Annotated in this window: 22 protein-coding genes, 1 pseudogene and 1 other annotated feature; of the genes and pseudogenes, 19 read left to right on the top strand and 4 right to left on the bottom strand. The window is 47.5% G+C overall.

The window, feature by feature from the left end; genetic code table 11:
- Window positions 1–282 precede the first annotated feature (282 nt).
- Entirely contained in the window at window positions 283–378 is a 96-nt protein-coding gene (locus MKX98_RS13560; RefSeq protein ID WP_339223460.1) for a putative holin-like toxin, read from the bottom strand.
- A 434-nt stretch (window positions 379–812) separates the two neighbouring features.
- Between MKX98_RS13560 and MKX98_RS13565 the strand changes: the two genes are divergently transcribed.
- The 3 genes and pseudogenes from MKX98_RS13565 to MKX98_RS13575 form a co-directional block, all read left to right on the top strand.
- Window positions 813–1340: an AAA family ATPase gene (locus tag MKX98_RS13565; protein WP_339223462.1), complete on the top strand. Its 528-nt coding sequence runs from the start codon at window positions 813–815 to the stop codon at window positions 1338–1340.
- 107 nt (window positions 1341–1447) lie between these two features.
- On the top strand, window positions 1448–1924 hold the full coding sequence (locus MKX98_RS13570; RefSeq protein ID WP_339223464.1) for a hypothetical protein: 477 nt from the start codon (window positions 1448–1450) through the stop codon (window positions 1922–1924).
- Between the two features lie 142 nt (window positions 1925–2066).
- Window positions 2067–2279 (top strand): annotated as a pseudogene (locus tag MKX98_RS13575) (class I SAM-dependent methyltransferase); the annotation flags it as partial.
- A 68-nt stretch (window positions 2280–2347) separates the two neighbouring features.
- On the opposite strand, the gene MKX98_RS13580 reads toward MKX98_RS13575, so the two are convergent.
- Window positions 2348–3217 carry a cation diffusion facilitator family transporter gene (locus MKX98_RS13580; protein WP_339223466.1) on the bottom strand — a complete coding sequence of 290 codons (870 nt, stop codon included), beginning with the start codon at window positions 3215–3217 and terminating at the stop codon, window positions 2348–2350.
- A gap of 305 nt (window positions 3218–3522) precedes the next feature.
- On the opposite strand from MKX98_RS13580, the gene MKX98_RS13585 reads away from it, so the two are divergent.
- Both MKX98_RS13585 and MKX98_RS13590 read left to right on the top strand, forming a co-directional pair.
- Complete coding sequence (locus MKX98_RS13585) at window positions 3523–4080, top strand: TetR/AcrR family transcriptional regulator (RefSeq protein ID WP_339223468.1); 558 nt, start codon at window positions 3523–3525, stop codon at window positions 4078–4080.
- A gap of 78 nt (window positions 4081–4158) precedes the next feature.
- On the top strand, window positions 4159–4782 hold the full coding sequence (locus tag MKX98_RS13590) for an MBL fold metallo-hydrolase (protein WP_339223470.1): 624 nt from the start codon (window positions 4159–4161) through the stop codon (window positions 4780–4782).
- Between the two features lie 185 nt (window positions 4783–4967).
- Here the strand turns inward: MKX98_RS13590 and MKX98_RS13595 are convergent, their stop codons facing one another.
- Complete coding sequence (locus MKX98_RS13595) at window positions 4968–6914, bottom strand: translation factor GTPase family protein (protein WP_339223472.1); 1947 nt, start codon at window positions 6912–6914, stop codon at window positions 4968–4970.
- 281 nt (window positions 6915–7195) lie between these two features.
- Between MKX98_RS13595 and MKX98_RS13600 the strand changes: the two genes are divergently transcribed.
- The 4 genes from MKX98_RS13600 (at window position 7196) to MKX98_RS13615 (ending at window position 11025) form a co-directional block, all read left to right on the top strand.
- Window positions 7196–7636: a GNAT family N-acetyltransferase gene (locus MKX98_RS13600; RefSeq protein ID WP_339223474.1), complete on the top strand. Its 441-nt coding sequence runs from the start codon at window positions 7196–7198 to the stop codon at window positions 7634–7636.
- A 46-nt stretch (window positions 7637–7682) separates the two neighbouring features.
- On the top strand, window positions 7683–8408 hold the full coding sequence (locus MKX98_RS13605; RefSeq protein ID WP_339224429.1) for a metallophosphoesterase family protein: 726 nt from the start codon (window positions 7683–7685) through the stop codon (window positions 8406–8408).
- A gap of 12 nt (window positions 8409–8420) precedes the next feature.
- Window positions 8421–8909, top strand: a complete 489-nt coding sequence (infC, locus tag MKX98_RS13610) for a translation initiation factor IF-3 (protein WP_339223476.1) — start codon at window positions 8421–8423, stop codon at window positions 8907–8909.
- 96 nt (window positions 8910–9005) lie between these two features.
- Window positions 9006–9265, top strand: a binding site (T-box leader).
- Between the two features lie 77 nt (window positions 9266–9342).
- Window positions 9343–11025 (top strand): glutamine--tRNA ligase/YqeY domain fusion protein, encoded by a 1683-nt coding sequence (locus MKX98_RS13615; RefSeq protein WP_339223478.1) that lies wholly within the window; start codon window positions 9343–9345, stop codon window positions 11023–11025.
- A 147-nt stretch (window positions 11026–11172) separates the two neighbouring features.
- Here the strand turns inward: MKX98_RS13615 and MKX98_RS13620 are convergent, their stop codons facing one another.
- Entirely contained in the window at window positions 11173–12036 is an 864-nt protein-coding gene (locus MKX98_RS13620; RefSeq protein ID WP_339224431.1) for a pentapeptide repeat-containing protein, read from the bottom strand.
- 198 nt (window positions 12037–12234) lie between these two features.
- Between MKX98_RS13620 and MKX98_RS13625 the strand changes: the two genes are divergently transcribed.
- The 10 genes from MKX98_RS13625 (at window position 12235) to MKX98_RS13670 (ending at window position 21457) form a co-directional block, all read left to right on the top strand.
- Window positions 12235–13176 (top strand): tetratricopeptide repeat protein, encoded by a 942-nt coding sequence (locus MKX98_RS13625; RefSeq protein WP_339223480.1) that lies wholly within the window; start codon window positions 12235–12237, stop codon window positions 13174–13176.
- Between the two features lie 204 nt (window positions 13177–13380).
- Window positions 13381–13806 (top strand): DMT family transporter, encoded by a 426-nt coding sequence (locus MKX98_RS13630; protein ID WP_339223482.1) that lies wholly within the window; start codon window positions 13381–13383, stop codon window positions 13804–13806.
- A 48-nt stretch (window positions 13807–13854) separates the two neighbouring features.
- Entirely contained in the window at window positions 13855–14556 is a 702-nt protein-coding gene (locus tag MKX98_RS13635; protein WP_194542249.1) for a cyclic nucleotide-binding domain-containing protein, read from the top strand.
- Between the two features lie 40 nt (window positions 14557–14596).
- On the top strand, window positions 14597–15055 hold the full coding sequence (locus MKX98_RS13640) for a DMT family transporter (protein ID WP_194542250.1): 459 nt from the start codon (window positions 14597–14599) through the stop codon (window positions 15053–15055).
- Between the two features lie 33 nt (window positions 15056–15088).
- Window positions 15089–15493, top strand: a complete 405-nt coding sequence (locus MKX98_RS13645; RefSeq protein WP_339223485.1) for an NUDIX domain-containing protein — start codon at window positions 15089–15091, stop codon at window positions 15491–15493.
- Between the two features lie 273 nt (window positions 15494–15766).
- Window positions 15767–17014: an MFS transporter gene (locus MKX98_RS13650; RefSeq protein ID WP_339223487.1), complete on the top strand. Its 1248-nt coding sequence runs from the start codon at window positions 15767–15769 to the stop codon at window positions 17012–17014.
- Between the two features lie 194 nt (window positions 17015–17208).
- Window positions 17209–17661: a hypothetical protein gene (locus tag MKX98_RS13655; protein ID WP_339224433.1), complete on the top strand. Its 453-nt coding sequence runs from the start codon at window positions 17209–17211 to the stop codon at window positions 17659–17661.
- 29 nt (window positions 17662–17690) lie between these two features.
- Window positions 17691–18317, top strand: coding sequence for a TetR/AcrR family transcriptional regulator (locus tag MKX98_RS13660; protein ID WP_194542254.1), 627 nt, complete (start codon window positions 17691–17693; stop codon window positions 18315–18317).
- The gene (locus MKX98_RS13665; protein ID WP_339223489.1) at window positions 18314–18775 is read left to right on the top strand and encodes a DUF2269 family protein; all 462 of its coding nucleotides are present in this window, start codon (window positions 18314–18316) and stop codon (window positions 18773–18775) included. Before MKX98_RS13660 ends, MKX98_RS13665 begins: the two co-directional genes overlap by 4 nt.
- A 174-nt stretch (window positions 18776–18949) precedes the next feature.
- The gene (locus tag MKX98_RS13670; protein WP_339223491.1) at window positions 18950–21457 is read left to right on the top strand and encodes a WG repeat-containing protein; all 2508 of its coding nucleotides are present in this window, start codon (window positions 18950–18952) and stop codon (window positions 21455–21457) included.
- Window positions 21458–21465 lie beyond the last annotated feature (8 nt).

Here is a 21465-nt window from a genome sequence, read left to right on the forward strand (position 1 = left end):
ACTTAACATCGTATCCACGCTGTGGGCCTTGTCCCTTGGTTCGCAAGATGAGGCAACAGAGTTCGTCGGAACCGGGGCATTCGCGTCTTAAGCCTCTCGGGTTCGTAGATACAAGAGCGTTATGAATAAAAATAAACAAACAAAACCTATAAAAGTGTTATAAATTGAGTTATACTGAGGTAAGAATAAGTAAGGAGCCGTGCTGGAACACGACTCCAAAGCACAATAACTGCATAAAGAGCAGTCGGCCACAGGAGTTAGGTCGAGAAACAGACCGTTACCTTAGCGAGGGCGGTCTATTTTTTTTATGTAGGTAAGCAAAGCCAAAATGAACATGCCGAACATGAACATTAAGGAGAGAGCATCTTTGACCTCCATGGTATCACCTCCCTTCTGGGAGATTAGCCGACCGCCCTTACGTACGAATTGAGAAAATAAAAGATTGAATAACAAAAGTATGTAACATAGGATCACAAGAGAGGCAGTAACATCACTTAACAATACATCTACGCTGCGGGGCTTTCGCCCCTTGGTTGTTGGACGATTTTTCGAGGAAGAATATTCTGACAACACACGACCCGGCTAGGATATCTATGGCCGGGTCACGTCGTACATGCGAGAACGTTAGACGACAGACTGAAGAAAAAATATATAAAGGCTGATGACAGTATGAAACTAAAGCAACGAATGTGTGAGCTTCTGGGACAGTAAAGGTTTGTGAATACAACAACGTTAGCCGAACCCCTGCAATCTTATAAAGCATAAAAAAAGAGTAAATGTACATTAAACCCATGCAAAGGAAGTTGAGAAAATTGGATAAAGGGAGAATTATATTTTTGAATGGCGTTACAAGTTCAGGTAAAACTTCAATAGTAGAAGCTATGCAATCTTACTCGAATCCATTTTTTTATGTAGTTGCCAATGATCTTTTTGAAAATACGATTGGTGATAAACATCTACAGACAGATTACTGGAAGTATTTAAGTGAAGTAATAATTATAATGTATCATACAGCAAAGTTATTTTCGGATAGTGGCAAGCATGTAATAATCGATGGGATACTTGTTGAAAGGCCTGAGTTAAAGCCACATTATGAAAAAGTCAAAGAGATTTTTAATGGGTACCCCTTGGAGATAGTCGAGGTGTACTGTCCTCTAGATCTTTGTCGTAAGCGAAATATAGAGCGTGGTGATAGAAGAGAAGAACAATCAGATGAGCAAAATAAAATAATGTTGCAAAACATTCGTTATAGCTGCTCAGTGGACACAAGTTTGAATACACCAGAAGAATGTGCAGAAATTATTATTACATCATTATTCAAAAAAAAGATAACAGTGTAAACACATCGATTCCCCTAAGATAAAAGCTAACTAAGGTGAACCGACGTCAGGAACACAAGAATGTTAGATGAAATATCAGCAGTAATAAATTTTTAAGGATGGATAGGATGGAAGTATCAAATAAAAAAATCAATGAAATTCTTATCAAAGAGCATGGTCCTAAATATCATGATAAATCAGAACTAATTGATGTAGCGTGGCCAGACTTTGTGGAGGTAGAAGGTTGCATTTTAATAAAGAAGTACACTGAAGATAATATAAAAATTAATATTGAACATATTATTCATCAGTTTGGAGATCGGACTGGATTTGAAGCAAGTGAAAGCCATGTTCATATGATAGATATATCAAAAACCTTTAAAAAACATCCTTTAGAAGGGTTGAGGTTTGCAAAGAAGCTATTAGAAATATGGTCTTTTAAACTGAAAATTGATTTTCCAGATTATGAATTTATACTTATCTTAACTTATCATGATGATGACACAATTTTACGGTTTCATAGATTAAGAGAATCAGAAGAGACTTGGATAAACATTAATGATATAGAGGATTTTGAAGAAGGGATTATGATTAGGAAAGTGTAATCGTAGGGGGCAGATACCTCACCTAACATAGTATCTACTCTCTGGCTTTGCCCTTGGTTTGCAAGGGGGATTAAGCAAAGGGGGGACTCAAGCGAACAACCTTGAGAGGCTAAGTCTGTCGGATCCAGTCGCTACGCTCCTTTTATGGGGTATAAATATATCAGTATAACAATTAGAAAAGGCAAAGCAACATTTGAAGGCGTGCGGTCTTTAGGAAAAATTGATCTGTTCTCCTACTTAAGAAGAATGTGACATACCCGTAGATTATTTTGACTCTGTTTATTCGATTTACCACATAGGCTGGACAACTGACCTTGAAGGAACCTTTTATCGGGTCGCTTCTTATTTAGAAAAAGGACGGCGGCCAACAGGAATATGGCCGGACCTTCTTCATTAGTATTGAAACTTGGTAATGGTGGAGGCTTAACTTGGTTCTATATGAACATGTACGTCATAAACGCCGTGTGTTTCTTTTAACTCATGTTCCACCTGGTCTGAAATATCATGTGCGACCCGGATATCCAGATTCGACCTGACCAGGATGACGATGTCAACAACCGTGTTGCTGCCGTAATTTCTTGCCCGGATGTCCTTGACTCCCTTAACGCCAACCACTTGCTTTACGGTTTCTTTGTAGCTTTTGACAATGTTCTCGTCGAAGCCATCGGTTAAATGATGTGAGGCATCCCGGAATATATCCCAAGCGGTTTTACATATCAGGAAGCCTACCAATACGGCGGTCAGCGGATCGAGCCATGGCAGATGAAATTGGGCGCCGATGATACCAACGACCGTGCCGATGCTGACCCAGGCATCCGAAAGATTGTCCTTGGCCGCTGCCATAACGGCTTGACTGTTTATTTTGGTAGCCAGGCGTTTGTTGTAGCGGTAGACCAAGAACATCACGATGGCGCAGCCAATACCGGTCCACGCGGATAGAAGATCAGGCGATTCATGGTTGCCTTCAAACATGGAAGAAACGGCCCCGAACAGGACTTGGATCCCGACGGCCATCATAATAAAAGAGGCGATCAAGGAGGCTACCGTTTCCGCTTTCCAGTGGCCGTATGGATGATCCCGATCCGCAGGTTTTTGCGATAAACGCAGTCCGATCAATACAGCAATGGACGCCACGATATCGGTAGCATTATTTAATCCGTCCGCCCGCAGAGCCTCGGAGTTCGCGGTGTAACCTATCAATAATTTGATTGCAGATAAACAGATATAAGCAATGATACTGATGATGGCACCTTTTTCACCCAATTTTAAATCATGATAACGTTGTTGTTCCAAATCTAGCCGACTCCTTCCACACGCCCCAAAAAATAGTACCTGACTATATTACCAAGCCGAGTTGGGGTGGGTCTAGAGCAACGTTTTTTCCTATCACTTAATAAGTGACAAGGGGCAAAAAGAGTTGCACTGGACTAAGAAAGATAGTTCGAGGCTAAGGTCTTGGCATATAAAACTGAATACTGGATGGATGATAGCATTAAGCATGACGCTTGACATCAATATCCAAGGAGGGTAACATTGATTATATACTAGTTGGTACATAACTGAGGTGAGAGTGGTTGGCGCGTCCGCGGGAATTCGATATGCAGAAAGCGTTGAACAATGCGTTGGAGTTATTTTGGGAAAAGGGTTACGAAGCGACCTCCATTACAGATTTAACGACCAGGATGGAGATTAGCCGGCCGAGCCTATACATGGCTTTTGGAGATAAACGTGCGTTATTTATGAAGGTATTGGACATTTATATGGACCAGTTTCTTCGGAAACTCGAGTCTATTCTTGCTGCTAATGGATCGGGGTACAAGGGGATTGAGGCATTATTTCGAGATATTGTTGAATCGGGCGATGACCGTGGAATAAAGCGCGGTTGCTTGTTCGTAAACACAATGACGGAGCTTGCCGCACATGATGAGCAAATCGCGTTAAAAGGCCGTGAGTATCAGGACAAGGTATCACAGTTTCTGGCAAACGCGTTGACCGAAGGAATGGAAGCGGGAGACATTGCGCAGACCATAGACGTTCATTCCACGGCACACTTTCTAATGCTGGCATTGGTTGGACTTTACGTGGTCATAAAAATAGAACCCGCCCCGGTTGTTTTGAAACACAGTTTAGAAGTTACTTTGGGTGTATTGAGGTAATTTTTTTTGATCATTATATACCAATTGGTATATAAAAGTGCGAGCGCATATTATAACTTTTGTAAGGAGATGGTTGGAATGCGATGGAAGCAGCTGACACGTCACGTGTGGGGCGGATATGTATATTGGCCATTGCCTGTCATGGTATGGATCGTTGAAGATCGGGACGGATTAACGCTGGTCGACGCAGGGATACCGTCCATGTGGAATTCGTTGTATCAAGCGTTAAACGTCCGCTTCAAGAATAAGCCCTTAGTACGGGTGCTGCTTACGCACAGTCATGGGGATCATGTGGGGATGCTGCCGAACCTGACTCGGACCTTGCAGGTTCCGATTGTAGTACACCCATTAGAAGCGGACCGGATATCTGATATCTCCTCTAATCCAACCAAATCCCTGGATTTGGACAATGCGTATGGCGGGTTAATCCCTTATCATACACCGGGACATAGTCCGGGGCATGTGGTATTCTATCATCCTGACGACCAAATTCTTCTCGCAGGCGATCTGTTCACAGCATTCTTCGGCAAACTCCGCAGACCCATTGCGAAATTTACGCCTGATATGGAAGAGTCACTTCGGAGCGGGAGGATTCTTGAACGACTGGACCCTAAGCTTACGGCTTGCGCCCATTGTGGTGTTGTTAAACATGCGTCATCGCAATATCCCAAGCTGCTTCGTAAAGGTCATGGCAGTCGGTAGTCTTTGATTGCTTTCACTGTAAACAACCACATGATAACGGCTTTACAGCCCTTATCCCCGGTATATACCTCCAGTTCGGAAGCATTGAATGCCAGAGACTATCCTTTAGAAGGAAAACGGATCGAACAAAAAAATAGCGGGCGAGATCATCTCTCGACACCGCTATGGATTGACACGTACGTTCTTTACATGATCTTGTTCAAATAAAGCATATATTCACCGCGGTTCAGCGGGTTGACTTGTCGCCGTTTATTCACAGGGACGGTGGCTTGCACCTTCACGTAGCCTCCTGGTTTAACGGAGAGCATGCCCTCACCGCTTGTCAGGGAATGGACTTCGGCTTTCAGCAAGTCGGTTGTCCGCACGGGGATGGTACCATGAACGTGGACAGCATGGTTGTGGAATGTTGGTTCCTGATAGGTCCCCTCTAGCGCTGCCAACTTGGATAACACTTTGCTTAAACTGGTTTCCGGCAAAATGAATTGGATGACATTGATAGGCTCGTGGACTTCCGTTCCGGCTTTGCCCAGCGCAGACATGAGGACGAGCGGGGTCAGACTGCGAAAATCCTTTGCCGTCGACACCGGACTTGCGTAACCGGTATGCGTCAGCGTCACGATAATATCGGTCACGGTCCATCCATACAAACCTTCCTGCAGCACCTCAATCACCGTGTCTTTAATCGCTTTCTGAAAGGCTAAGGGGAGAGAGCCCAGTTCCACTTCCAGACGATACTGAATTCCGGTTCCTCTCTCGCCAGGCTCAACCCGTAAGCCAACCGTTGCATAAAAAGGACATTCGCCAATAAATTCAACAGCCTCTCCGATAGCAATCGGCTTCTCGATACAAATGACCCGCGGAGCAGAAAATGCAGCTTCGATGCCATATTGCTGCTGGATCGTTTCCAACAGAATTTCCTGCTGGACTTTACCGAATACGTGGATGATGTTTTCTTTGGTTTTCATATCCTGGATATATTGCAGGAATGGATCCTCTTCGGTGAGATCGCTTAAGGCCGTGTGTAGTTGATGCTCCTCCGCGGGATTCTTGGCCGAAACCTGGACTTGAATCGGCGGCTTCTGAAAGTGGACCCTCTTCATCCTGTCGGAAACAGCACCGATGACGTCGCCCACCTTGAGTTCATCGGTCATGAGAATCGCAATGTCTCCGGCATCGATCTGATTCACCGGCATGGATTTGCCATGATGCAGAGCATGGAGGTGTTTTACCTTGAACATGGTGGTGTTTCCGTTCTGCGTTATCACCGTAATTTCGTCTCGCGCCTGGATACTGCCGGCGAACAGCCGGAGGTATACGTTCCGTTCTCCGTTCGGGAGTTTGATCACTTTGAACACCAGGCCGGATAACGATTCATGCTGAAGCTCCGAGGCGTCATTAACGGGGAACAACTCCCCAAGCGCATGAAGCAGCGGCTCGATGCCGATCCCTTTGGCTGCTGATCCTGCAAATAGAGGGTAAGCTTTACCTTGCTGGGTTTGCCTGCTTAATTCCTCCTGCAGCCGCTCGCGTGATATGGGAATATCCTGGGCATAGTCGTTCAGCAGATCGTCATTGGTCAGTGCCAACATTTCGACCCATCCGGCGTTATGGGGATCGGCCACGTCTACCCGAACGGTTGCGCTGCCCTCATGAGATACAGAGCTCATCTCGCAAATATGTTCATCCAGCAGATTTCGTATCATGGTATAGACATTGTGGTAATTTGCGCCCATTCGATCGATCTTGTTCATGAATAGAAGGGTGGGAATCCCTTGTTCTTTCAGCGTCTGCATGAGCACCCGCGTCTGGGCCTGTACGCCCTCAACCGCGGAAATCACCAGAATGACGCCATCTAGCACACTCAGTGAATGCTCGACCTCCGAGATGAAATCGGCATGTCCCGGCGTATCGATCAGATTGATTTTTAGATCGCCCAGCATGAAGGATACGGCAGCGGATTTTATCGTGATGCCCCGTCTTCGCTCAATCTCCAGCGAATCCGTGATGGTATTGCCTTGGTCAACGGAGCCCGCTTGATCAATAATGCCGGATCTGAACAGGATTTGCTCCGTTAGTGTGGTTTTACCGGCATCAACATGGGCCAAAACTCCAATATTCAATATGTTCTTCATATATCATAACCCTCATTCGTTTCATAGTTAGTTGTCCTTTCGGTTGGAAGTTATGGTTCAATTGCCGCATGTATATCGCCTCCGTGTAAAATAAAGTTACTTCTAGTTTATCCATTGAGAGATGATCGGAATATGTAATAAATACTTATAATCGTTCATTATCTTGCTCTAAATATGGCAACGTGCAGCGTCTTATTTGAATTTACATATTTAATACCGTGAAAAATGGTCGGCATTGGATTAGGATAAAGGCATACACCATATATGAAGGAGTCTTGCATTTGATAACACTTCATGCCATAGATAAGGACAATTGGGAGGATTGCATCCGTCTTAAACCGAGACCTGAACAGGAGAAGTGGATTGCCCCCAATCTATACTCGATAGCGGAAGCTCAATTCATGGAGGGCTTCAAAACGCGTGCGATCTACCATGATGAAGAGATGATCGGATTTGTGATGTATGGCCTGCACCCGCACGATGATAACTACTGGATCTACCGGTTTATGATCGACGGCAAGTTTCAGGGACTACATTATGCCAAACCTGCGATTCGTTTGGTTCTCGAGGAGATTCGGAACTCGCCGGATACAACAAACGATGTTATGCTCTGTTATAAATCCGAGAATGAGCATGCAAAAAGGCTATATTCCCAAATCGGGTTTAAAGAAGCCGGGATTGCTCCATGGGGAGATGTGATGGCTAAATATCGTTTTATATGATTAGCGTAGGGAGGGAACGGCAATTCGAATATTAGCGATTAGCGACATTCATGGCTGCTACGATGAGTTCAATCAGTTACTGTATGATGTGCAGTACAATCCCGCTAAGGACAAGCTGATCTTGCTCGGGGATTATGTGGATCGCGGATTCAAAAGCAGGGAAGTCATTGAACAAGTGATGAAACTGCGGGATGAAGGTGCGATTACGCTTCGCGGAAATCATGACCAGATGATGCTGGATGCCATTTTGCTTGATACGGATGAAGCGAACTCGCGCTGGATTCGCAATGGAGCTCGACATACGATTGAAAGCTACTGCGGCGCCGATTTTTTTGAGGGTGAAATGGATCGTGCCAGATATAACGAAGGAAAAGCCTATATTAAGAAGGGGTATGAGCATCATCTATCCTTTCTTGATACGCTGGCACTTTTCTATGAAACAGACACTCACATATTCGTGCATGCAGGGATCAATCCGGGTGTTGAAGACTGGAAGTTGCAGCCTCAGGATGATTTCATCTGGATACGGGAACCATTCTTCAATTATCCTACAGGCATCAACAAAACCGTGGTGTTCGGGCATACGCCAGCGGTCAACCTGCACGACTCGGAGCAGATCTGGTTCTGTGGAGAAGGGGACAAAATCGGTATTGATGGAGCGTGCGTGTACGGTAAACAGCTGAACTGTCTGGAAATCACGGAAGAGCAGGAATACCGAACCCATTCTGTTCGGTTCATGCACCATGATGTGAACGCAAAGGCAGAGCAATAGGAGGATCTATCCGTGTTAATGATGAATGAAAAGATAAAAGCACGCGAAGTAGAGCTGACCGGCTTAAACGGCGAAGATCTGGGAATCGTCTCCAGGGATGAGGCGCTTGCGCTGGCGAAAAGTCACAAAGCCGATTTGGTGTGTACCTCCCTATTCAGCAGTCCCCCGCCATGCAAACTCGTAAGCCGGGGGCAGGCGAAGCAGGAGGCTGTGAAAGAGAAGAAGGGCCAGCAAGCTTCAGCCGGTCCGATGAAAGTAAAGGAATTCCGCTTGTCCGTCCATATCGAAGAGCATGATTATGACACCAAGCTGTCGCAAATGCATAAGCTGCTGGCAGCGGGCAAAGCTGTCCAGCCCGTTATTCGCATTCAAGGCAGGGAGGGCGAAGCCGCCCGCAAACTGCTGGAGCGACTCGTGCAAGATCTGGCTGAGGTAGGCAAGAAGGAGACGGGTATACAAGTCAGCGGCAAGCAGGCTACGGTGAAGCTGCTGCCTATCTAACAGAACGGGACAAATTTTTCATTGCATCGGCGTTTCATTGTAGTCGACGTTTTACGGTTTACTTTTTATTTTTTTGATGATACTATGGATCAAATTGTAAACGCCATGAAGAGAAGAGTAGATGAACAGGAATCCCTACAGAGAGCTCCGGTAAGCTGAAAAGGAGTTGGAAGCCATTCATTGAACCAAGCCTCTGAGCGGCGCATCGGAACTTATGTGATAAGGGATGGTGCGACAGGAGCTCCTGTTACAGAGCTAGGGTATAAGCGATCGCGTGATGGCCGTACCTGATAAGGCTGGTATCGTGAGATATCGGCGAATAGGGGTGGCACCGCGAAACCAATCTCGTCCCCAAGACTTATGTCTTGGAGACGGGATTTTTTTGTTTTTCATGGAATTACGGCAGATCCAACAACGTAAGGAGGAGTCAGGTATGAGCGACGACAAAAACAAAGGAGAAGAAACGGTGGATTTCTTGACCAAGATGATCAAGGAGGATGTAGAGAACAGCGTGTATAACAGGCCGGTGTCTACGCGATTTCCGCCGGAGCCCAACGGCTATCTGCACATCGGCAGCGCCTATGCGATTTACATTAATCACTCCATCGCCAGCCGGTTTCATGGAACATTCAATCTTCGGTTCGACGATACGAATCCACTGAAGGAAGATATCAAATATGTGCATGCGATTCAGGAGGATATCGAGTGGCTTGGACTTAAGCCGAGTGTATATTTCGGGTCGGATTATGCGGATCAAATCGCTGAAGCGGCCAAGAAACTCATTGCCAAAGGGAAGGCTTATGTCTGCAATCTCTCGCCCGAACAAATGACGGAATACCGTGGAACGCTGACCGAAGCCGGCATCAACAGCCCGTTTCGGGAGCGCAGCATTGAGGAGAATATGGCGTTATTTGAGCAAATGATCGCGGGAGCATTCCATACGTCGGAAAAAGTACTCCGAGCCAAAATCGATATGTCGTCCCCCAACATGAACCTGAGAGATCCCGTCCTGTATCGTATCATTCATGCGAAGCATTATCGGACCGGAACAACGTGGTGTGTGTATCCGATGTACGATTTCGCCCATCCGATCCAGGACTGGATCGAAGGAATTACCCATTCGCTATGCTCAGCCGAATTTAAAGATCATCGACCGCTATACGAGTGGGTACTTACGGAGCTGGAAGTAACCGAGCCGCCGAAACAGCGGGAATTCGGAAGATTGAATATCTCGGGATACGTTACGAGCAAGCGATACCTGAGGGAATTGGTAGAGGGGGGCTTTGTCGACGGATGGGATGACCCTAGACTGCCAACGTTGAAAGGATTACGGCGGCGAGGCGTGACACCTGAGGGCATTCGGCGTTTTCTGGGCGAACTCGGGGTGTTTCGCGGCAACAGTCTGGTGGATTCAGGCATGCTCGATCATTTTATCCGTCAAGACTTGAAGGAACGGTGTTATAACGCAATGGCCGTCATGAAGCCGCTGAAGGTGATCATCACGAATCTTTCAGAAGATTGCACCGAGATGCTTGCCATACCGAATCATGAAAATGATGATACGTTGGGTGAGCGGGAGGTTCCTTTTTCACGGGAGTTGTACATCGAGCGAGAGGACTTTATGGAGGAGCCCGTTCCTGGATTTCACCGGTTATCTCCTGGCAAGGAAGTGCGTTTGAAAGGAGCCTACTTCATCAAATGCGAACATGTCGTGAAAGATCCAGCCACGGGGGACATCATGGAGATCCACTGCACGTATGATCCATTAACGAAGAGCGGGAGCGGATTTAATGAGCGGAAGGTGAAAGCAACGCTGCATTGGGTGTCTGCGAAGCACGGGATCCCGGCGGAACTTCACTTGTATGATAAGCTGCTGAAGGAATCGGCCCAGTTATCTGAATCGGAGAACGTATGGGAGGAGCTAATGAATCCCGCATCGTTGATTCGCATCGAAAATGCTATATTGGAGCCTTCGATGCAGGAGGCGACGATGAACCGAACGTACCAATTCATCAGACACGGATATTTCTGCGTGGATTCCAAATATACGACCGAACGGAGACTGGTGTTTAACCGTATCGTTCCTTTGAAGGATTCATGGAAGAAGCCTATGTGAAAATTAAAATACAATTCCATAACTGAAGCGTTTACAGGCGTTAAGTGTAGGCGATTCGGCCATTACCAAAAAGCCGGCTGCAAGTTAGCTGCCGGCTTTTTGGTGTTGGTAGTAAATCTTCAGCTGTTCTACCCGATATATTCAGCGTTAACGCGTCCAATGGTCCGGTCGAGATAAGGATGGAGGCAGTTTGGTATTGGCGTCTCCTTTTGCCGCGTTAACCTGGAATTGAGTAAGGAAGAGGCTGGTCGCAAGATTGGCTCCCTTCAGGTCTGCGTCCCTGAAATCGGCACCGATCAGATCGGCAGCCCGCAGATCGGCTCCTCTGAGGTCCGCGGCAATAAGATAAGCCCCTCTCAGATTGGCGTATCTTAGGTCTGCTCCTTTAAGTTTTGCTCCCATCAGGTCAGCACCGCGTCCCCCGATCTTTTGACGCACGGGCGGTCCCTTATGCTTCTTGCGCGCATCATCCCGCACAAGCTCACTGGTCCGAAGAAGCAGCTGATTCACGTCTGCCCGATGAGCTGCCACATCCAGCCTTAACAGAGATTCGGGAGGAAGCTGAGTCATTCGTCTCGTCTCTTCCAGCGACAATCTCAAGTCGGTATGAATGACTTGAGCCGGTTGCAAAGTCAGGGCTTCGTTCAAATACCATAACAGCTCGTGAAGCTGCCGCATGATCGGGAATACGTCATACATTTCTTTTGCCGTCCCAGGGGCCTGCCGCCAGTCGTGTCCGTTATAAGTAACCTGTGAAACCATTTGTCCCGCTCCGAAGCAGTCGTATACGGTGCAGCCCCTCATACCTCGCTGCCTCAAGCTGCTGTGCACACCGCAGCGGAAATCGGATTGCAGATGGTGACAAGGGGTTCCGCCGTCTTTGTCTATGGCAAAATCCGTGGAGGCTGCGAAAGGTAAAGCGACGCAGCATAATCCAAAGCAGCGTTCGCAATCCGCTTGTAATTGTAATCCACCCTGTTCATCGGGACCTTGCTCTTGTTTGTCTGGCATCATGTTAGAGGAGCTCCTTCCAGTCGGTGTTACGTCAATAATGTGACATCTATTTATATTTTAAAACAAAATGATCATAGAGTCATAGATGAAATGTTGGTTTAAACGGTTTTATACCTGGTGAAGGGATTAAAATCAGAAGCCCCGGATGCTATAATGCACCTTAAGCATTTGAACGAATAGATAAAGGGGAATAGCATGACAACAAACCAACTTGCCTTGGAGGCAATTGAATCGAATGATTACGAGCGTGCATTGTTACTGTTTCAACAGGCTGTCAGGGAGTCGAGAGATGTTCAATCTCTTCATAACTTGGCGTTTTTCTATGTTCACGAGGGAATACCGGACGATCAGGGCTGCTGGGAAGCGGCCGAGGATCTAGCGATTGAGCTTTTGAAGGAGTGCATCGAGCTTCAGCCTCGCTCTCATTTTCCTTACCAATTGCTAGGAGAAGCGTACCTGAATCTTGAACAGTGGGAAGAGGCGCTTGTGGCGTTAGAACGCGCAGTTCGTGTTCATCCAACGCCTGTAGCTATGCATAATGCAGCCGTGGCAGCCTACCGGCTGGAGAACGTAGAATTGGCCGTCTCCTACTTTGGACAATCTGTAGCTGCAGGCGAGAACGAGTATACGAAATATGAATATGCGTCCTGTTTAGTTGAAACGAAACGATATGACGAAGCGCTTGCGATGATCGAGAAATTGATGAGCGAGACAGACGACTATATCGGAGATGTCGAGATCGCGGAATTGTATCTGGAGATGGGGCAATACCATTCCGCCGTTACCTTTTACGAGAAAGGCTGGCGCGAATTCGCGAAGGATCCTCGTTGGGTGAATCGGTTTATCTATTCGCTGATTCGTACTGAACAGAATCAAAGAGCAGAAGAAATCGCAGCTGAGGCAGTACAAGAAAACAGGGCATGGATTGCCGATATTCAGCATGATCCGGAAGAAGATGAGTTTGATGAGGAAAACCAGGCAAGCATCCGCTTCGCCTTGGACGATATTGAAAATTACCAAACGATCATTTCTCGTTTCACAGAAGGAGAATATCCCGTCATGGATCATCGTCCATCCATACTGACCGCTTGTTATTGGTTCGGCTGCAAAAGGCATGGGCATCCTGAATATGTATAAGTCACTGCATCGTGGCAATCCGCTAAGCTGCCAAGGGAAATCCGGCAGCTTTTTTGTATGTTACATGCCAAGCCGACCGATAGTATATGTCTTTGGGCATCGCTTTATTTGGAATTCCCTTCATTTCAGGACATATGTCCTTTCCCGAGTTTGGGGAATTCACTTTTAATAGTATACAGACCTATAGAAAAAGGAGTATGTATCGTGAGAGGAATCTTATTTGCATTCATTGGCGGTGCCTGCATTACGCTGCAGGGGGTGGCCAATGCCCGGATTAGCCAGGATATGGGCACATGGCAGGCTGCCACCGTTACGCAGTTGACCGGATTTATTATGGCTTTGGTCATTTTGCTGTTCGTCCGGGACGGAAGCAGACAAGGATTTGGACAAGTGAAGCCGCTCTATCTAATCGGGGGAGCCTTGGGGGCACCCATTATATTCAGTGAGGTGACAGCGATTCAGAACATCGGCGTCACATTAACGATATCCGCATTGTTGATTGCCCAGTTATTCTTAACGTTCCTGATTGACAGCAACGGATGGTTCGGCGTGGTGAAGAAGAGAATGAGCTTGCCTCAATTCATCGGGATCGGGATGATGATCGCCGGTGTCGTGATAATCAAATTATGATATGGAAGCAAGTGATCCATTGAAATGTTCGGGAAAGGAGAGAGAGACGTGAAGGAAATTCATAATGCGGAGCTCATGCAGCATTTTTTGCTGAGCAACCAGATCCAGTCCGTATTTCACGATGATTTAATGCCATATCTGGTGTTATATCACTTCGATCAGGGCGACATCGTCTGCACGCAGGGCGAGCCGGCCGAGATGCTGTATATCCTGGTTCAAGGGAAGATTAAAATCTTCACGACCTCCGCAGAAGGCAAGGCGCTTGTTCTATCTTTTAAAACACCGCTTGAGGTGATCGGAGATATTGAATACATTCAAGGCAATCCGTTGATCAATACGGTACAGGCCATATCATCTGTGTATATGATCGGCGTGCATTATCGCTGGCTTCGCAAATACGGACAGGAGCATCCGCCGCTGCTGCAATTTTTGCTGCGGATCATTACGCGGAAGTTTTATATTAAATCCAATTTCTTGAGTTTTAATTTGCTGCATCCGGTTGAGGTGCGACTGGCCAGCTATCTATTATCCGTATCTGACGAAGAGTCAGGCACGTTCGCTGCCAACGATCCGGCCGCTTACAATCTGACGGATATCGCGAATCTGCTCGGCACCAGCTACCGGCATTTAAACCGGGTGATTCTGAAGTTCAGTCAAGAAGGGCTGATCGAGCGCCGCAAGGGGTTCATTCTGATTAAAGATCGGGAAGCGTTGACGAGTGTAGCGGGAGGCAACATCTACGAAGAATGACGCTTGGTGAGGATGAATCAATGAAGTGAGGAGATGGAACATGATAGCAGGATTGGTATTGGCACTAATCGCGGGTTCATTGGTTAGTTTGCAGAATATTTTCAATAACAGAGTGAATGAGAAAACAGGCTCCTGGTCTACAACGACGTTGGTGTTAGGCATGGGCTTCGTGGCTTCGTTTGGCATGAGTCTTGTTGTAGAAGGCAAAGGGACGTTCTCCCTACATAACATGGAGCCTTGGTACTGGATTAGCGGGTTGATTGGGGTCGGCGTGGTGATTTGCCTGGTGCAGGCGACAAGGCTGCTCGGTGCCACATTCGCCATTTCGATTGTCATGACCTCGCAGCTCGGTTTTGCGTTGTTGTGGGACTCCCTGGGATGGTTAGGGTTAGAGAAGGTTCCGTTTACCATGAATCAGCTGATCGGTGTTCTTGTTATTGTTGGCGGGATTCTGGTATTTAAATTAGGCGGGAAACGGGAACAACAAGAGACGGCTTAGCGTTAAGCTTATCTGATGAGGGGAGGAATCCATATGATAACGGAGATTGACAAAATCGCCTGGGTCCACATCGCGGAAGGACGCATATTGGGCGCTCGTTCCAAAGGAAAGGATACGTACTACTTGCCGGGAGGAAAGCGAGAACCTGGGGAATCCGATATCGACACGCTGGTGCGGGAAATCCAGGAGGAACTGTCCGTTCGTATCAATCCGGAGACCGCGGCGCATGCTGGCAGCTTCCGCGCTGGCGCTCACGGCAAATCGGAGGGCGTTCGAGTAACGATGTCCTGTTACACGGCGGAGTATGAAGGAGAGTTAAGCCCGGCTTCGGAAATTGATGAATTGGCTTGGCTAACGTACAAGGATCGGGAGCGGGTCTCTGAGGTCTGCCAGATGATCTTCGATCATCTGCATGAATTGAAGAAGCTGGCTGATTAAGTCCCGTTGGAGAAGCAGCCTGCATCCAGCTCCATGCATCGAAAAAAGACGCTCCCGCGGGAGCGTCTTTTCATATGTGGAACAAATGTTCGTTTTGTGGGTCATCTAAATTGAATCGGACGATATTCGGCTTTCATATTATTAGTATAGCTCAGCGCTTAATATAAGTCTATATTTTGCCAGGGAAATGTTTTATAGTTTGTAATACCCGGCCGGGGGACGTGGTATATCGCATTTTTTACTTGTGCTGTTCGGATAGAAAGAGGGAGTCTTGTGCAAATTCGATTATGGGATAACAACTTAAAGGTTCGATTATTGGGTGAAGCGCTGTTCAATATGCTGTTTTGGATGTACTTTCCCTTCATAACGGTTTATTTCGGAGCGGCTTTAGGCAATCATATCGCGGGAATCCTCATGACGGTTCCGCCGATATTCAGCATCATCGGCAGCTTGCTCGGCGGCGCATTAGCCGATCGGCTGGGACGCCGCCCTATCATGCTGCTTGGCGCTTCGCTGCAGACGGTCATGTTCGCGCTGTTCGCGCTGTCGCCTTCGCACTGGATCGATTATGCCGCATTTATCGGCATCGGATTCGGGGGGGCCATCTATAGGCCTGCCAGCTCCGCGATGGTAGCCGATCTGGTTCCGGTTGAAGAACGACGGCAGGTATTTGCAACGTTCATGACGGCGAACAACTTGGGAGCCGTGCTTGGTCCGGCGCTTGGGGCCATTTTCTTTTTTCAGTATCGGCAGGAGCTTCTGTGGTCTTGTTCCTTCGTCTTACTGATCTATTTTATCGCGATTTACTTCATCGTTCAGGAGACCCTGCCGGCGCCTGCAAAACGCACGAAGCCGACAGGCTCGATTCTTCAGGTATTCAAGGAACAGTGGAAGGGATATGGCGTCATTTTTCGAGATAAGGTGTTTTTGGTGTACATACTGGCGGGGATTTTTGCTCTTGTGGCCATCATGCAGCTGGATCTGTATTTGGCTGTATATGTGATCGATTATGTACCATCCCAGGCGCTGTTCTCCTGGAATGGGCATTCGCTTATGCTTTCGAGCACGGAGATATTAGGGTGGGTGCTGGGGCTTAACGGGCTCTTGTTCGTTCTCTTTATTCTCCCGGTCACCAAGTGGTTTCGGGATTGGAAGGAGCGTGACGTCTTCGTACTGTCTTCCCTGTTATCCGGAGTAGGCACTTTTGCACTCGGGCTGAACACAAACATCTGGTTCCTATTCTTTGTAACCATTATTTTCACTTTCGGCGAAATGGTCCGTTCCCCCGTGACGCAAAGCTTTATCAGCCGTTATGCTCCGGAGCATGCAAGAGGACAGTATATGGGAGCTGACAGCTTACAGTTTACGATCGGAAGATTTCTGGCACCGGTGACGGTCTTTCTGTCCACTTGGCTGCAGCCTATGGGTATATTCAGCATTATCTTGCTATCGGCATTAATCAGTGTGGTGCTGTATATCCTGCTATTTCGAATGTATGAAGAAAAAAAAGACGCAGCATAATAGGCCAGACCTATGATAAGAGAGTAGAGATGAGAGCAAGCCCGGTTGGAACGCAGCCGCAGGCTTGCTTTCTTTTTTATTCGACGCTGAACGTGACTGAAGTCTTTAAAGGAATAAATTTGAAATTCACATTTACAAACCGCTGGTCGGTATATATAATAAAGCTACAAATATACGGAGGGTTGGTGAAGGTCATGATTCCGTTTATAGCCATGTTGGTTTCGCTTCTTTTGTTTCGGACGCTCGGCTTTGCAGGCTGGGAGTATATGAATGACTGGGTCATCTCACTCAGATTTGCGGTTGCGGTCCTGTTTCTGCTAACGGCTTCTGCCCACTGGGGAAAACGAAGACCCGATTTAATCGCCATGATCCCGCCAGGAATACCGAAGGCTGCGCTCATGGTTACCATCACCGGTGTGCTGGAGCTTGCAGGCGCGATGCTCATCCTTATTCCGGCTACAACAGCATGGGCCTCTGCCGGTCTAGCGCTGATGCTGATCGCCATGTTTCCCGCCAATGTATACGCAGCAAATCACCATTTGTCACTTGGCGGTAAGCCGGTCACTCCAATCGTACCGAGAACGTTTCTCCAAATCGTGTTTCTGGCAGCGGTTCTTATGGCGGGCTGGCTTCCACCTCAAGGGTAATCAACTTATCATCAAGGAGGAATTAATAAGTGAAGCAGGAAGAAAGGCGAGAGCAAACCAAGCGAATACTGCTTGAAGCCACGGAAGACCTGATTAGGGAGCAAGGCTGCAGCCAAACCACCCTTAATGACATCATGAAGCGTTCCGGTTTGTCTAAAGGCGCCATATTTCATTATGTTTCAAGTAAGGATGAGCTGTTTGTGCACGTATTACGGGCTAAGCTTGCCGAGCAGAACGAGCAGTTCATGAGCGAAGTGAACAAGCAAGGGGATATCAAACAGTTTGACGGACCGATGAATACCATTACCAACAGCATGTCGAGACTGGAAAGTCGTGATGATGTCAGCAACCTGATCTTCATGTACCTGATTGGCAAAAGCGATCAGCCCGAAATCGCCGACATTGTGGCTGGCTTCTATAGGGAAGCGACAGCCACTTCGAAGCTATGGATTGTCACAGGCCAGGAAGCAGGGGTTATACCGGAATCCATCGATGCGGAACGCACCGCCGAGCTGTTCGAGCTGTTGTCGTTCGGACTGCGGATGCGGGGGCTTATCGGTGTAAATAGTCATGCATTCAGCACGAAGGATTATGCCGAATTCATCATCGATATTCTCCGGCCCGGGCACCGGAAAGAGGGGAAGGATGGCTTATGACGCTGTGGTTATTTCTGCACATCGCCGGATGCGTATTATTTCTCGGTAATATCATTACGGCGGCATTCTGGAAAATAAGAGCTGACCTGAGAGGGGATCCGGCCGAAGTCCATAATACGGTTAAGAATGTTTTGTTAGCCGATATGGTATTTACCCTGCCAGGTTTGCTGCTAATTATCATTTCAGGCGTTGTGATGGCTGTTCAAGCCGGATATGCAATGGGCGGAATGAACTGGCTGATGGCCTCATTGATTCTGTTTGGCGTTACGGGGATCCTGTGGGCAGGTTTTTTGATTCCGCTGCAAAAAGGGATGATTCGGCATAGCATGCAATCCATTAGGGATGGGGTCATTTCAGCCGGTTATAAAAGAGCTTCGACGTATTGGGCTTTAGGCGGGACAATAGCCACGCTGCTGCCGATTGTTATTTTATACTTTATGGTCAGCAAACCATTTTGAGTGAAGAGAACGATCTGATTGCCTAACGTGATCAGGTCGTTTTTTTAACTTGCGTTCATTCGACAATAGAACACAGGGGTGAGACGTGCCATTCCAACCTGCCTGCAGGTGCATATTTGACCATCCTCTGCATACAGTTAGGCGAGAAAGCTCTGAATAAGGGAGGATGCCCAAATGTCCGTTAATGATCAGCATTTGGCACAAATCGCTAAGGCCTATCTGCCAAGCGGTGCTGAACTTGTACGAATCGATAAACCTGCAGAACATCCTGCGGTTATCGCAGCCGACGTAACGGGAGATCACATACCGGAGATTGCTGGTGTGTCCCGATTCAATGAAGCACTATATTTATTTGTGCTGCAGTACCGCAACGGCGGATATGAGGTCGTAGCCAATGTCTTGGGGCAGGGATATGCGGTTCATTTATTGACCGCGGCCCCGGTGTTGAACCCTCATATGAATCAATTGATCGTGGGATGGCAGCTCGGTTCCATCTGGTCAAAATTGTCGATATACGCTTGGACACCAGAGGGCCTTCAAGATATCGCACCTGCCGATATATATTACAGTTATATCGAAATTGCCGACATGCCAGGTGCTTCGGGTCCGGATGGTCAGGCTGAAATTGCGCTTTGGATTCACGATACAGGCGAAGCTTATCGAGTCGAGCTCGTCAGGTGGAGCCAAGGGGCCTTAGTCACTGCACCGGATGTATACCCCTATTATTATCCTGTCGTTGTTAGGTACTACGAGAGACTGACGCAAGAACATCCGGATTACTCATATTATTGGTATTACCTGGCGGAGGCACAGTATCGGGCCGGAATGCCGGAAGCAGCCCTTGTGTCGGTCCGCAAAGCACTTACGTTCGCAGAACCTTACCCGGCGCGCGAAACGCTGCTTGAACTTGAGAAACGGATCAAGGAGATGCTGGCAAGCAGAGGGCAGTCTCAGCAGCATGTCGGGTTATTTCCGGCATCCGTGAAAACGACGAACGGAACGAAGTGGGGATACATTGATCGTAGCGGAAATATGGTCATTGAGCCGAAGTACGATGATGCACAGGATTTTCAGGACAATGGTCTCGCGATCGTAGGCGTGAAGGGGAAGTACGGCCTCATCGACAGGTCTGACCGTTTTGTAGTGAAGCCTATATATCAGTTCATCAGCCCGTTCTCGGAGCATCGAGCGACCGTGATCGATGAACAAGGTTTTAAGATGATTAACGAACAAGGAGTAGTTCTGACACGACGAAGTTATCCGTATATCGCAGAACTTAAAGAAGGAAGAGCGGTTTATTATGTAACCGATAATGGCAGTGGCGATGGCGCGAACAGCAGATACGGCTATTTAGATTCCGCAGGCCAAGAGGTAATCCCGGCGCAATATGAGGAAGCGAATGATTTTGTCGATGGCAAAGCTGTTGTGAAAATCCAAGACCGTCATTACGCGCTCGTTGATCTCCATGGCCGCCGATTGGCCAATTATCCATTCGCCTACGTCGGACCGCCCGGCGATGGCTTGCTTGCTTATCAGAAGGATAGCACTGGCAAATACGGCTATATCGACGAGCAGGGGAACATCGTCATTCCGCCGACCTATACTTCGGCATTTCCTTTTCATCATGACAGAGCCATCGTCAACACGGCTGAAGATTACAAGTCGAAGTATGGCGTCATTAATAAACAGGGCGAGTGGGTCATCCAACCGGAATATAACGATATTCGGGATTTGAATGAAGACCGGTTTGCGCTTGGACGTGCGATCGATTCTGCACAGCCGTATATCGGTTCGATCTATGCCATTGCGGATTGGGATGGAAAGAGGTTATCCGATTTTGTATACCGTGAAGTATCGGAATACAAGCACGGATTGGCATCCGTTTATGATGCACAGCAGACGTATTTTATTGATCGAACCGGCAGACCGGCGCCGGGGTATCCTCAAGTGAACGGCAGCGGTTCGCTCACGCTCGAACCAGGCGGGCTAATTAAGGCATTGGTCGATCAGCGGCTGTCTTACGTAGACCGGTCGGGTCACGTCATCTGGAAGCAGAACACGGTGATTCCGCTGCAACCACCTTATAAGGTAATGGAAGAAAAGTACAAACCCAATCCGGATTACTTGGTCTACTATCCACAGATCGAAGGTATGAGGGATCAGGCAGCTCAGCAAACGCTGAATACGAAGCTTAAAGAAATGTCACAGGTGAAATTCATTCCTGAGAATCAACAGCTTGATTACACGTATACAGGTGATTTTGACGTCATTTTCTACAAGCAGAAGCTCCTCGAACTAGAGTTGAACGGTTATAACTATCCCTTCGGTGCCGCACATGGCATGCCAACCAAAGTTTACGCTGTGATCAACCTGGAGAACGGCAGGATGTATGAATTGAAGGACTTGTTTAAGCCTGGCATCGATTATGTGAAGGAGCTCAGCCGTATCGTTGGCAAGCAGATACAAGAGGATCCGCAGTATTCGTACGTATTCCCGGATAGCTACAAGGGAATTGCAGCAAACCAGCCCTTCTATGTAACCGAGGACGCGTTGCATCTGGTGTTTGCACCGTATGAGATCGCTCCTTACGCAGCGGGTTTTCCGACATTCACAATTCCTTTCGCTGAGATCAAGGACATGATCAATACGGAGAGTGAATTTTGGAGGGCGTTTCATTCCTGAGCTTTCAT

This window comes from Paenibacillus sp. FSL W7-1332 (assembly GCF_037969785.1).
Classification (GTDB): domain Bacteria; phylum Bacillota; class Bacilli; order Paenibacillales; family Paenibacillaceae; genus Paenibacillus_AQ.